Source organism: Bradyrhizobium sp. UBA2491 (assembly GCF_002341725.1).
GTDB lineage: Bacteria > Pseudomonadota > Alphaproteobacteria > Rhizobiales > Xanthobacteraceae > Bradyrhizobium.
Map to the genome: position 1 here is coordinate 101,543 of NZ_DDOP01000078.1, position 13,420 is coordinate 114,962.

The 13,420-nt window shown below is 63.7% G+C and carries 11 protein-coding genes; 4 read left to right on the plus strand and 7 right to left on the minus strand.

Annotated elements, in window-relative coordinates:
• Positions 1-221: 221 nt before the first annotated feature.
• The 3 genes from B2W55_RS25865 to B2W55_RS25875 all read left to right on the plus strand — a co-directional run bounded on the left by B2W55_RS25865 (position 222) and on the right by B2W55_RS25875 (position 3,073).
• Positions 222-710: a hypothetical protein gene (locus tag B2W55_RS25865; RefSeq protein WP_024580196.1), complete on the plus strand. Its 489-nt coding sequence runs from the start codon at positions 222-224 to the stop codon at positions 708-710.
• A gap of 219 nt (positions 711-929) precedes the next feature.
• Entirely contained in the window at positions 930-2,393 is a 1,464-nt protein-coding gene (locus B2W55_RS25870; protein ID WP_024580195.1) for an MATE family efflux transporter, read from the plus strand.
• 134 nt (positions 2,394-2,527) lie between these two features.
• A complete protein-coding gene (locus tag B2W55_RS25875; protein ID WP_024580194.1) occupies positions 2,528-3,073 on the plus strand; it encodes a hypothetical protein in 546 nt (181 codons plus the stop codon).
• A 99-nt stretch (positions 3,074-3,172) separates the two neighbouring features.
• Here B2W55_RS25875 and B2W55_RS25880 read toward each other — a convergent pair whose 3' ends face one another.
• From B2W55_RS25880 to B2W55_RS25895, 4 genes are all read right to left on the minus strand, one after another.
• The gene (locus B2W55_RS25880) at positions 3,173-4,126 is read right to left on the minus strand and encodes an aliphatic sulfonate ABC transporter substrate-binding protein (protein WP_024580193.1); all 954 of its coding nucleotides are present in this window, start codon (positions 4,124-4,126) and stop codon (positions 3,173-3,175) included.
• A 10-nt stretch (positions 4,127-4,136) separates the two neighbouring features.
• On the minus strand, positions 4,137-4,586 hold the full coding sequence (locus B2W55_RS34270; RefSeq protein WP_371412488.1) for a hypothetical protein: 450 nt from the start codon (positions 4,584-4,586) through the stop codon (positions 4,137-4,139).
• A gap of 150 nt (positions 4,587-4,736) precedes the next feature.
• Positions 4,737-6,131: a short-chain fatty acid transporter gene (locus B2W55_RS25890; protein ID WP_244442164.1), complete on the minus strand. Its 1,395-nt coding sequence runs from the start codon at positions 6,129-6,131 to the stop codon at positions 4,737-4,739.
• 113 nt (positions 6,132-6,244) lie between these two features.
• The gene (locus B2W55_RS25895) at positions 6,245-9,646 is read right to left on the minus strand and encodes a molybdopterin-dependent oxidoreductase (RefSeq protein WP_024580190.1); all 3,402 of its coding nucleotides are present in this window, start codon (positions 9,644-9,646) and stop codon (positions 6,245-6,247) included.
• A 144-nt stretch (positions 9,647-9,790) separates the two neighbouring features.
• Here B2W55_RS25895 and B2W55_RS25900 point away from each other — a divergent pair, with 144 nt between their 5' ends.
• Entirely contained in the window at positions 9,791-10,468 is a 678-nt protein-coding gene (locus B2W55_RS25900; RefSeq protein WP_024580189.1) for a GntR family transcriptional regulator, read from the plus strand.
• A gap of 39 nt (positions 10,469-10,507) precedes the next feature.
• Here the strand turns inward: B2W55_RS25900 and B2W55_RS25905 are convergent, their stop codons facing one another.
• The 3 genes from B2W55_RS25905 to B2W55_RS25915 form a co-directional block, all read right to left on the minus strand.
• On the minus strand, positions 10,508-11,668 hold the full coding sequence (locus B2W55_RS25905; RefSeq protein ID WP_029878933.1) for an acyl-CoA dehydrogenase family protein: 1,161 nt from the start codon (positions 11,666-11,668) through the stop codon (positions 10,508-10,510).
• Positions 11,669-11,774: 106 nt separating this feature from the next.
• Positions 11,775-12,542, minus strand: a complete 768-nt coding sequence (locus B2W55_RS25910) for a crotonase/enoyl-CoA hydratase family protein (protein ID WP_024580187.1) — start codon at positions 12,540-12,542, stop codon at positions 11,775-11,777.
• 81 nt (positions 12,543-12,623) lie between these two features.
• Complete coding sequence (locus B2W55_RS25915; protein ID WP_024580186.1) at positions 12,624-13,406, minus strand: SDR family NAD(P)-dependent oxidoreductase; 783 nt, start codon at positions 13,404-13,406, stop codon at positions 12,624-12,626.
• Positions 13,407-13,420: the final 14 nt, after the last annotated feature.

Below are 13,420 nucleotides of genomic sequence, written 5' to 3' on the forward strand. Positions count from 1 at the left end.
GATTACCAATCGGGACATGCTTATCAATCCGGACACGGGGTCGAAGCACACCCAAACCTGCACAAGAAGGTTGTTGAACTGGACGAGCCACAGTCTTGAGTGGTAGGTCGGAGCGCGACAGAAATGTGCCCGCGCACGACCCATTTCGTCGGGCGAACCAGCTTTTACAGAAACCTACGCACCACTACAGCAAGCCAAAGTTATACTGAAAGGAAAACGCGATGAGCGGACGTGTCTATAACAACCAGCAATTTAAAGATCATATCAACGCAAACTACTATCCTTTGCAGAACATGATCAAGAGCGTTGCTATACTTAAATCGTCAGAACTGATCGACATAGAGACGCTCGAATACGGCCAGTATCAGCCGATCCTGTCGCCCAGGGACAAATGGCCGAGCGGAAGCGGCAAGTTGTGGCAGCGGGAGATGGGCAAGGCCCGTCTGGACCTCGCAACCCAGCCCAACAGCGCGGCACTCTCCAAGGACCAACCCGGCGTCGTCCCGCTGACCAAGTGCGCACTGCTGGATGCCAGCGTCCGCAAGTGCTTCAACTCCGAACCACCGATCCCGATGCAGATCGACGTGAAGGAGCAGGACAAGACTGCGCCGAACGCCGACCGGCACGACATCCTGCTGACCTGGGAGCATAAGAATGGCGACGACCAGCCGCCGACCCTTCTCCTGCTGACGATGGTCTGCCCGGCCTGATTTCGCTGCGGACCACACGCCATCGTCCGCGATATTTTGGAGGCGAGCAGCAGCCCGGCGACAAGAGCTGGATGCCTCAAGAACGCGGCCAGCCTGCCTCACGAGGCAGGTTGGACTCGGCGCCAACATTCTCCAACCTGCAACAAGCGAAGAGTCCGATTGATACACTCATAGATAGTTTGTCTGCCTAGAACCGTTCCCAGATGCGAAGGAACAGCCATGTCTGATGTTCCTGCCGACAAGATTGCAACCGATGCGGAAAAGCGTCCGCCCTCATCTTCTCAAGCGCGCGTAAAAGCGCTGCTCGAAGGACCGATTCTGCAAACTCTGCTTGGGCTCGCTTGGCCGAACGCGATCGCATTCTCCGCAGGCACCCTCGTGGCAGTCGCAGAGACCTACTATATCGGCCGGCTCGGGGTCGACGCGCTCGCCGGGCTCGCGCTGATATTTCCTTGCGTGATGCTAACCATGAGCATGTCAGGCGGAGCAATGGCCGGTGGCGTGGCATCAGCCATTGCGCGTGCGCTCGGCGCGGACGACCGCGACCGCGCTGCAACTTTGGCGACACATGCCCTTCTGATTGGAATCTCACTCGGCGTCGTCTTTATGCTGGGCATGCTCATGTTCGGCCCATCGCTGCTCAAGTCGCTCGGCGGCAAGGGTCACGCATTGGCACAGGCCGTTGCATACAGCCACGTCTACTTCGGCGGCGCAGTCATACCTTGGCTGCTGAACACGATGGCAGGTATTCTGCGCGGTACCGGCAACATGAAGTTGCCCTCACTCATGATCCTCAATTCCGCTGCTTGCCAGATTGTCCTGGGAGGTGTGCTGGGCCTTGGCTTCGGGCCGGTACCGCAACTTGGCATGCATGGAGTTGCGGCAGGCACACTGATCGCTTATTCAATCAACATCGCGGTCATCGGCTGGTACTTGTTCACCGGGCGCGCTGGCATCGTTCCCAAGTTGCGAGGGCTCCATGTTCAGTCGGCAATGCTTCTGGACATCCTGAAAGTTGGTGCCGTTGCTTGCTTCTCACCGTTACAGTCCGTCCTGACGACCGGGGTCCTTACACACCTTCTAGCGGTGTTTGGGACCGCTGCACTCGCAGCCTACGGCATCGGCGCAAGACTTGAATACGTACTGATCTCGATCGCCTTCTCAGTCGGTGTCGCATCGGTGCCGATGATAGGAATCGCGATTGGTGCGGAGCGCATCTCCAGAGCCAAGCGCATCGCCTGGACGGCAGGGTTCGTCGCGTTCATCGTAATTGGCCTGCCTACAGGACTCATCGCGATGCTCCCGGATCTTTGGATCAATATCTTCACTGAAGACTCGATCGTACGGGCCATCGGCCGCGAATATCTTGCAACCGTCGCACCATTCTATGCCTTTCTTGGACTTGGATCATCGATCTACTTCTCGTCGCAAGGAGCAGCGAAGGTACTGGGGCCAGTGCTGGCGCAGACGGCCCGGTTACTCCTCATCGTGCTCGGAGGCTGGTGGCTATCAAGACAAGGAGCACCGGTCGCGAGATTTTTTGACCTCGCCGCTGTCTCAATGGTCGTGTTGGGCGTTTGGTCCTCCGCCAGCATCGCGCTTTCGCACTGGGCGAAACCCAAGGGCTGCTCCGAGAATAATACCTCAAGGTTGCATTGGTTGACGCGTCGTCGTCTTGGATGATACCTTTCTTTGAGCAGATAGAACCGAGCGTCTCGATCTAGTTGAGACCAAGCTGAACCAGGCCGCTCGCCGACAAGCTTGGATACACTGCAAGTTTTCCAACCCAGGTCGCATCTCACATCGGAGGAAAATCGATGGGCGGAATCTACAACGACGAGCAGTTCAAAGAGCTGATGAACAGTAACTACTATCCTTTGGACAACATGAAGCGGAGCGTCGCGAAGCTCAAGGCATCGGATCAGATCGACATCCACACGATGGAGTACGGTCAATATCAACCGATCCTCACACCGACGGAGACTTGGCCGAGCGGCGTCGGCAAGGCGTGGTACCGGAGCGTTGGTCAGGCCCGGATACAACTGTCAGCGCAGCCCAACACCAAGCCGCTGTCGAACGACGAGCACGTTGTCGTCCCCTCAACAAAATGCGCACTGTTGGACGCCAGTGTCCGGAAGTGCTTCAACTCAGAGCCTCCGATACCGATCTTGATCGACGTGATGGAGCAGAAGGAAGACGCGCCTGACGCCGACCTGCACGACATCAGATTGGTCTGGGAATACGGAGACGGAGACCGCAAGGCTCCGACACTTCTCCGATTGACAATGGTTTGCCCATACAAGCCAGCCGCGCGGAAAGCAGCGAGCCTGGTGGACACCCACCTGCCATCGACGAACAAATAGACAGGCGATAACCCAACCCATCAGGGATAGAACGCTGCAGGCGGCTATGAAACGATAGTTGCCTGCAGCGCCATCTGGACGTCAAGCTCGCGCTAACGTTCACGAGCCCGGCGTCCATTTCCAGACGATATCCGACACGTTGATCGGCTTCGGAATCAGCCCGATCGCCTTGAACCGATCGGCAATCGCCTGCTGGCTCCTGACAATCTCCGCATCGAGCGGCACCACCTGATAGTTCGAACGCGCGACGAAGCGCCTGATCGCCTCGATGTCGACGCCGGTCGCCTCGGCTTGGGCACGGGCCACCTCCTCGCGGTGGTCCGCGGCCCATTTTCCTTCTGCGGCGAAGATCGCGTTGAGCTTCGCGACGGTGGACGGATACTTCGCCACGAAATCCGATCCCGCGATGTAGAACGCGTTCGGCTTGTGCACGTCCTTATCGAAGGCGATGACGCGCACCTTGTCCTTGAGCTCCGCCAAAGCCAGATACGGATCCCAGATCGACCAGGCGTCGACGATCCCCCTGGAGAAGGCCACGGTTGCGTCCGCCGGCGCCAACGGCGTCGGGGTGATGTCGGCCCAGCTGAGGCCGGCCTTGTCGAGCGCCGCGACCAGCAGATTGTGCGCGCTCGAGCCCTTGCCGAACGCAACGCGCTTGCCCTTGAGATCGGCGAGCGTCCGGATCGGCGAGTCCGCCGGCACGATGATCGCCTGGTTGCTGCCGTCGGACGTCACCGCCGCGACGTAGCGGATGCTGGCCGCGCCGGCCTGCGCGAAGATCGGCGGCGTATCACCGACGAAGCCGAAATCGACGCTGCCGACATTGATCGCCTCGAGCAGCGGCGGCCCGAACTGGAAGTCGATCCACTTGACCTCGATGCCGAGCGGCTTGAACGCGTCCTCGACGGTGTGGCGCTGCCGGACGGCGGGGAACAAGCCGCCCTTCTGGGTGCCGATGCGGATCTCGGCCGGCTTGTCTTCGGCGTGAGCTGGCACAACCGCAAGTGCGGAGAACGCCAGCGCGGCGGCAAGGATGATGCGTCGGGTGGTCATGATGGTCCTTTCAGATGTTGCCTGAGATCGATGACGGCCGGCTCCGGCGCCGTTGCAGGTGCGCCCTCACCGCGCGCTCCGCGGCGCGCGCGGAACCGAAATGGCCACCGTCGAGGCCGTCAAAAGCGCGGTCCGAGGAGAAGAAGCAGAAGCCGCCGCTATCGCTGACGACGATGCCCGCGGTTCGATCCGATACTTCGATGACGTAAGCTTGGGATGGTTGAGACTGGGTCTGGGACATGCGTGCTCGATCGCCGAATGACGGCGCTCCTGTCTGATTGTCGAGTGCTCTGGATTTCGAAGCGATCAACAACAGACGCCGGTCGCCGCCGAGACGCAGCGATGCTGCATGCGGTGACGCATGTCGCACATCAGGCTGCGGTGGATATGTCTCATGGCGGTAACCTTGAACGGCACGGATATCGCGCACCAATATCCGGCCGAACCACGCGGCGGTCAATGAAATGACTGACCAAAGATCAGAGCCCGGCGCGATGCCTCATTCGCGGCCGGCGGAAAAACAGCACAGTTTAGGTGATGCCGGGTGCAGCCGGCTCGATCTGGCGCAATCGTGGCCGGGCACCATCTCGTGGTGCCCGGCCCGCATTGCTCAAGGGATGATCGGCGGGTGATACGTGAAGGTCGCCATCAGGATCGCGGCCAGCAGCATCACGATCGGGAAGTGGATGAAGAACTGCACCGACGTGTAGCCGATCAGATCCTTCGACTTCAGGCCGAGAATGCCGAGCAGCGGCAGCATCCAGAACGGGTTGATGAAGTTCGGCAGCGTCTCGGCGATGTTGTAGACCATGACCGTCCAGCCGAGATGCGCACCGATATCGTTGGCCGCCTTCATGATGTAGGGGGCCTCGATGATCCATTTGCCGCCGGCCGACGGCACGAAGAAGCCGAGCAGCGCCGAATAGATGCCGACCAGGAACGAGAACACGGTGGAATTGCTGGAGGCGCCGACGAACCAGTGTGCGATCGTATCCGACAGCGTCGTGCCGCTGCTGTTCGGCACCTTGGTCAGGATCTGCGCGATGCCCGCATAGAACGGAAATTGCAGCAGCACGCCGGAGACGCTCGGCATCGCCTTGGAGAACGACTCGATCAGGCTGCGCGGCCGCCAGTGCAGCACGATGCCGAGAATGAGGAAGACGAAATTGTAGGTGTTGAGCCCCGACAGCGTGATCAGCGGATTGCCCGACTGGAACGTCTGCCACAGCCAGCCGGCGGCAAGCAGCGCGATCAAGATGGTGAGCAGCGGGCTGAATTCGAGCCAGTCGCCCGGCCGCGCCGGCTTCCTGGCCTCGATGCGATCATCGCCGAGCGCGACGCCGAGGTCTTCCGCGGTCTTGGCCTGCTCCGGCGCCGGTGTCGTGAAGTAGCAGATCGCCGCCGACACCACGGTCACCATCACGACGGTGACCATGTTCTGCCAGGTCAGGATGGTTTCCGAGAATCCGATCACGCCGGTGATCGGCAGCAGCGATGCCGGGATGCTGCCAGCATTGGCCTGGAGCTGCGCGGCCGACGACGTGATGCCAAGCGTGAAGCCACAGCCGAGTCCGAGATAGCCGGCCGCGCCGGCTGCGCGGTAGTCGAGCCTGATGTCGGTGCGCCGCGCGATCTCCCGCACCAGAAGGCCGGAGAAGATCAGGCTGAGGCCCCAGTTCAGCAGCGAGAGAAAGATGCTGAGCACGCCCACGAACACCACCGCGCCACGCCCGGTCTTCGGCACGCTGGCGAGCCGCGTCAGCACGGCCGCCACCGGCGGCGACATCGCCACGACATAGCCGCCGATCGCGACCAGCGCCATCTGCATCGTGAACGGAATCAGATTCCAGAACCCGTCGCCGAAGGCGCGGCTGACGGCAAGCGGCGAGCCGCCGTGCAGGATCGCGCCTGCGGCGACCGCGATCACCGCGATCAAAACAAAGACATACGCATCCGGAAACCAGCGCTCCGCGAACGCCACCAAGGCCTGCGAAAATCGCGCCATGATGTTGTCCGCGACAGGTTTTCGCAGGCTCACGGTTTGATCGTGCGTTGCATTCGTCATTAATCTGATCCCCCTTCCGGTGATGCGGTTACGGCCTTCAGTCCCATTGGTTGTCAAAGCGCGAGCGTGAGATCGGTGAGCGGCACGGCCTGGCAGGCGAGGCATCGTCCCTCGCTTGCATCGACGGGACCGAGATGGGCGAACTCCCCATCGACGACCTCGACCGCGCAGCTTTCGCATTGTCCGACGCGGCAACCGCTCGGCAGCGCGACGCCTGCCGCGCTGGCCGCATCGAGCAGCGTCCCCTGCTCAGGTCCCCACGAGAAGCTCTGCTTGCTGCCGGCCAGCCGGATGGTCCGCGGCGCAAGGTTGTCCGGCACCGCCGGCGGCGACACGAAGCTTTCGGCAAAGATATCGAAGCGCGGGATACCGAGCGCCGCCGCGGCCTCGATTTGCGCGGTGACGAAATCCGGCGAACCGCAGATGTAGACCAGCGGCCGGCTTGCCAGCAACGGCTTGGCCTCCGCGAGATCGAGCCGTCCCTGGCACAGCGAAGCCGCGCCGATCGGGTCTTCCGCGAGCGGTGCGGAGTAGAAAGTCAAGCGTTTCAGCCCTGGCGTGCCGGCTTCCAGCTCCGCGAGCCGCTGCGCGAACGGATGCTCGCGGCTGTTGCGGCAACCATGCAGCAGCAAGATCTCGCCAACGCGATCCTGTGGCGCAATGCCTTGCAGCGTCTCGATATGGCTGATGAACGGCGTGATGCCGATGCCGGCGGCGAGGAAGATCAGCGGCCGCGGTCCCTTCAATGGCGGCGTGAAGATGCCGCCTGGCGGCTCCAGCAGCACCTCGTCGCCGATCGCAAGATCATGCAGGCGATCCGGCATGAAGAACGGCGCGTCGTCCCGGCGCGTTTCGCCGAGGAAGCGCCCCTTCACCGCAATCGACAGCGCGTCCGGCAGATCGCCCGCCCCGGTCAGCGAATAGGCGCGCGCCTCCGCGGCACCGGGCAGCGAGATCATCACATGCTGTCCAGGCAGGAAGTCGGGCAGCGGGCCACCGTCACGCGGCCGCAGGCCGAGGGCCACGACGTTATCGGCCTCGATGCGGCGCTCGCCGACCACAAACCGCCGCCCGCCGCTCCAGACGCCGCGACTGGCCACGCCGTCACGCCTGATATCGCAGACGATGGCGCGCAGCGGCACCGAGCCGCTGACCGGATCGCGTGCGTCGTCGCGCAGCACGGCGTTGATATTGCGCGTGTGGATACCCGCCGCCGCGGTGCGGTCGCGGCCGAGCGGCGGGCAGTCCTCCCACCAACCGAATTCGGCGACCACGACACGATCGTCGAGCGCCACATTGAGCCGCACCTTCAGCCGCACCGCGCCGCCTTGCGTCTCCACCACGGCCCAGTCGCCGTCCACCAGCCCACGCTGCGCGGCGAGGTGCGGGCTGATCTCGACCGCCGGGTCCGGCGACTTTCGCCGCAACGAGGCGACATGGCGCCAGGAGGAGTGCACGAACCAGCCGCTCTTGGCGGTCGACAGCACCAACGGAAAGCGCTCGTCCGCGGCTGTCGTGAGCGGGCTTCCGACCGGCTCGACGTGATCGGGCAACGGATCGTGCCCGTGTCCCAGCATCAGCTCCGAATAGATCTCGACACGTCGCGTCGGCGTCGCGAAGCCGGCAACCGTTCCGTCCTCGCGTGCGACCGCGTATTTTTCGTCGCGGAAGGCTTGCGGGAAACGCCGTCCTTCGGGATGCTCGCGCAAATCCTCGACGCCGATCCCGAGCGGCGCCAGCTGGTAATTCCAGCCGGCCTTGATGTCGCCGCCGAAGAACAGCTCGTCCATGCCAAGCTTCAGCGCCAGCTCTGCCGCGATTTCATAGTCGGCCTTGACCGCGCCGACCGGCTCGACCATGCGCGGACGAAACTGCACGGTCTCGACCGCCGCTTGCGTGATCTCGAACCCGATCTTGAGCGCATCGCGCTCCCACGGCGTGCTCGCCGGCAGCACGAAATCGGCGCTCTCCGCGGTCGGGTTCATGAACATGTCGATATGAACCTGGAATTCCAGCGCGTTCAGTGCCGCCTTGTTGCGTTCGGAATGGCCTTGCGAGACCACGAAGTTGGTGCCGAAGGCGACCAGTGCGCGCACTTGATAGGGTTCGCCCTCGAGCACGGCGCGGCTGAAATCGCGCGCCGTGATCCAGCCCTTGGCGGGCGGCCCGAGCGGCAGCTCGGTGATGCCGAGTGCCTTGGCCTGCTGCTCCCGCGACAGGATGTTGTAGTCGTTGAGGGCGCGCGTCGGCGGCGGGACCGGCCAGCGATTGCCGCCGGGCCGATCACAGGCACCGGTCAACGCGTAGAGCGATGCGATGGCACGCTCGATCGCGGTGGCATTGGTGTGCTGGCCGACGCCGGTCCATGAGTGGTAGGCGAGCCGCGGCCGGGCGGCCAGCAACGCGTTGAATGCCTCGATGTCCGCGATGGGCAGCCAGGTCAGTTCCGCCACGCGCGCCGGCGCGTAGGGTGCAGCGCGTTCTGCCAGCAGTTCGAACGCGGTCGCGGCTGCGATCATGCGGCCATCGCGTGCACGCACCGACGGCACGCCGCGCAACCGGCCGCCGCTTGGCTGCGCATAACGGGTATCGCATGACACCGGCGCGCCCGACGCATCGAGGCGAACGAAAGCGTCCGGCGCGCCATCCGGCCACAACGCGTCGGCGCGCAGGAAGCGCCCGGTCGCGCGATCGACCAGCAGCGCTCCGTTGGTCCAGGCGTCGACGAACTCAGCATCGAAGCTGCCGGTCGTGATCAGATGCCGGATCGCACCCATCGCCAACGCACCATCGGCGCCGGGACGGATGCGCAGCCAGAGGTCGGCCTGCTGACCCGAGCCGTTCGGCTTGGGATCGACGACGATGACCTTGGCGCCACGCCGCCGCGCGTCGGCAATCCGCGTCGCCTGCGCCAGCCAGGTGCGCGCGGGGTTGTGGCCCCACAGCACGATCGCATCCGCATTGTCGTAATCGGGAAAGCCGATGCCGCGACCGAAGGTCAAGGCGTGCGCGTAGTCCTTGTGCCAGCCGCAGACCTCGACCGCGTAGATCAGGTTCGGACTGCCAAAGCCGCGGATGAAGCGCTCGACCCACTCGAAGCTGTCGACCATCGGCGTGCCGCTCGGCGTGGTGACACCGAATGCCACCGCCTCGGCGCCGCTTTCGGCGCGGATGCTGGCGAGCCGGCCGGCGATCTCGGTCAACGCCTCGTCCCAGGTGACCTCGACCCAACCCGGATCGGCGGCGCCGCGCGGATGGGTCCGCTTCAGCGGAACGGTCAGCCGGCGCGGGCTGGCGACGATTTCCGGGGCCGCACGCCCCTTGGCGCACAGCGCGCCACCGGTCGGATGGTTATTTAATACCTCTACGCCGACAAGGCGGCCGTCCTCGACCACGGTGACAGCACCGCAGCGCGAACGACAGAGCGTGCAATAGCCGGGTAGCCGCTGTTTCACAGCCGTCTCACAATCCAGTCAGCGCTTGTGACGCATTTTGGTAGCGCGTTACACATTTACGTCATACGCTACCGGTCCCGTCAAGGCTAAGTAATAATCAAGGGACGAATCGGAGTTCCCAACGAGAGGCGGCGACGACCACCCATGGACCAGAATTTGCGCGAACAGGTGCTGCAACGGGTGCGCGCCGAGATCATTTCCGGGCAGAGCCTGCCAGGCACGATGTATTCGGTGCCGAGTCTCGCCGCGAGCCTTGGCGTCTCCTCGACCCCGGTGCGCGAAGCGTTGCTCGAACTGAGCCGCGGTGGCCTGGTCGAGCCGATGCGCAACCGCGGCTTCAAGGTCGTCGAGCCGACGCTGACCGAGTTGCGCAATTTGTTCGACATGCGCGAGGTGCTGGAGCTGCACGCCGCCGTGCTGGTCGCTACCAATCCGCCCAGCGATCTACCAGCGGTGCGCGGCTGGGCCGACCAGATCGCCAAGGCTGTCGAGACCGACGACGTCCAGCTCTATCTCGAAGCCGATCGCAACTATCATCGCGAGTTCATCGCGGCCGCCGGCAACGAGCTCTTGACCGACATGGTGATGGGCCTGCGCGACAAGATGCGGCTCTACGGCATCAGCTCCCGCGCCGGCCTCGAGCGGCAGCAGGCCTCGGTGCCCGAGCACTATCGGCTGATCGAGCTCGCGCTCGCCGGCGAGACCGAAGCGCTGCCGACCTTGCTCCGCAGCCACATCCGCTCCTGGGAGCCGATCTTCGCCGATGCACTGCTGCGTTCGAAGGAGTATGCACGCGAGCCGCTGCGCCAGGCACGCGGCTGACGCCGAGAGCGAGATGGATAGCCGGATCGTGGTAACCGGCTAGTCCAGAATGCTCTTGTACTGCTCCGAGAAGACATCGCGGCCGATGATCAGCCGCATGACTTCGGAGCTTCCGGCCAGGATCCGGTTGACGCGCGCGTCGGTGAACATCCGGCTGATCGGATATTCATCCATGTAGCCCGCGCCGCCGTGCAGCTGCACGCCGAGGTCGAGCATCTTCCACTCGACCTCCGACGACATCATCTTGGCCTTGGCGCCCATGTTGCTGGTCAGCCGTCCCGCATTGTGCTCGGCAACGCAGTGATCGACATAGACCTGCACGAGGTCGATCTCGGCATCCATCTCCGCCATGCGGAACTGGGTGTTTTGCTGTTCGGCGAGCGGCCGGCCGAACAGCTTGCGGTCCATCACGTAGGTGCGCGTGATGTCGAACGCCTTGCGGGCATTGGCGATCGATCCGACCGCGGAGATCAGCCGCTCTTCGGCAAGGCCTTCCATCAGATAGTAGAAGCCCCTGCCCGGCTCTCCCAGCACGTTGGCCTTGGGCACCTTCACATTGTTGAAGAACAGCTCGGCCGTGTCCTGCGCCGGCATGCCCATCTTCTTGAGATTGCGGCCGCGCTCGAAGCCTTCCATGCCGCGTTCGACGATCAAGAGCACCATGGCGTGCTTCTTCTCGGCGCCCGCGAGCTTGGCCGCGACGATCACGACGTCGGAATTGATGCCGTTGGAGATGTAGGTCTTCGAGCCGTTGAGCAGGAAATGATCGCCCTTGTCCTCGGCCGTCGTCCGCATGCCCGCGAGGTCCGAGCCCGCGCCGGGCTCGGTCATCGCGATCGCCAGGATGGTCTCGCCGCTGACGCATTTGGGCAGGAAGCGGTCGCGCTGCTCCTCGGTGCCGAAGCGCTTGAAGTAAGAACCGACCAGGCGGCTGTGCAGCGTGTTGAACCAGCCCTTGCAGCCCGAGCGCGCGGTCTCCTCGATGATGATCTGCTCATAGCGGAAATCCTCGTCGCCCATCCCGCCATATTTTTCCTCGGGCCAGATCATCAGGAAGCCGAGGTCGCCGGCCTTCTTGAACGCGTTGCGATCGACGATCCCAGCCTCTCGCCACTCCTCCATATGGGGCGCGATCTCGCTGGCGAGGAACTTGCGGTAGGAATCGCGGAAGATGACCTGATCTTCGGTAAAGCTGCGCATCATTCACCCAACAGCGCTCTCAAGAGCGCGGCACCCACACAAAAATTCGGAGCGCCGGCTCTGCTGCAATCAAAACCGGCGCTCCGTTTTCGAACAAATCGCGGCGTTACTTGCCCTTCCAGTTCGGCGCGCGTTTCTCGGCGAAGGCAGCCGCACCCTCGCGGGCGTCCTCGGACACGAAGACCGGACCGACGATCTCCTGCTGCTTCTTCCACATCTGGTCCTCGGGCCAGAGCCTGGATTCGACGATCACCTGCTTGGATGCCTTCACGGCGAGCGGGCCATTGGCGCCGATCGCGGCTGCAAGCTGGAGCGCGGCCTCGAGCGCCGGGCCGTCGGTGACGCGGTTGATGATACCGAGCTCATAGGCACGCTCGGCGCCGAAGAACTCGCCCGTCAACGCGAACTCCATCGCCACGCGGAACGGCATCTGGCGCGGCATGCGGATCAGCCCGCCGGCCGCAGCCGCCAGACCGCGCTTCACCTCGGGGATCCCGAACTTGGCGTTGCGGTTGGCGACGATCATGTCGCACGACAGCGCGATCTCCATCCCGCCGGCGAGCGCGTAGCCGTCGACCGCCGCGATCAGCGGCTTCTTCGGCGGCGCCTCGGTGAGGCCGGCGAAGCCACGACCAGGAATCGACGGCCGTTCGCCCTTCAGGAACCCCTTGAGGTCCATGCCCGAGCAAAACGTACCGCCGGCACCAGTGATGATGCCGACGCTGAGCGCATCGTCGGCATCGAGCCGGTCGATCGCCGCCGCCACGCCCTTGGAGAGGGCAAGGTTGGCCGCGTTCTTGGCTTCCGGCCGGTTCAGCGTGATGATCAGGATCGGTCCGCGGACTTCAGTGAGGACCGGAGTTTCGTCGGACATCGCCTTCGTCTCCTGTTGCCGTGATTGTTGTTTGAACATGATCTTTTCGGAAAGCCGCTTCGCGCCTTTCCGGATCATGCTCTAGCGCGGAGCCATGCGGATGGCGCCATCGAGACGGACGTCTTCACCGTTGAAATAGCCGTTGGTGATCATCGTCAGCGCCAGATGCGCATATTCCTCCGGCATGCCGAGGCGCTTCGGGAACGGCACCGACGCGCTGAGCGCGGCCTTGACGTTCTCGGGGGCGCCCTGGAGCAGCGGCGTGTTGAAGATGCCCGGAAGGATGGTGTTGACGCGGATGCCTTCGGCCATCAGGTCGCGCGCGATCGGCAGGGTCATGCCGACGACACCGGCCTTCGAGGCCGAATAAGCCGCCTGCCCCATCTGACCATCCTCGGCTGCGACCGAAGCCGTATTCACGACCGCGCCGCGCTCACCGTGCTCGAGCGGAGCCAGTGACAGCATGCCCTGCGCCGACTTGGCGATGCAGCGGAAGGTGCCGATGAGGTTGATCTGGATGATGCGGTTGAAGGCATCGATCGGGAAGTGGGTGGGCTCGCCGGTCTTCTTGTCCCGCCCCGCGGTCTTCACCGCGTTGCCGGTGCCGGCGCAGTTCACCAGGATGCGCTCCTGGCCATGTGCCGCGCGGGCCTTGGCGAAGCCCGCATCGACCTGCTCGTCGGAGGTGACGTCGACCTTGCAGAACACACCGCCGATTTCCTTGGCGATGGCTTCACCCTTCTCCTCGTTGAAGTCGAAGATCGCGACCTTCACGCCCTGCGCGGCAAGCGCGCGCGAGGTGGCCGCGCCGAGGCCCGACGCGCCGCCGGTGACGACGGCGGCGACCGATGAATCGAGTTTCATTGCGTTGTCCTTTC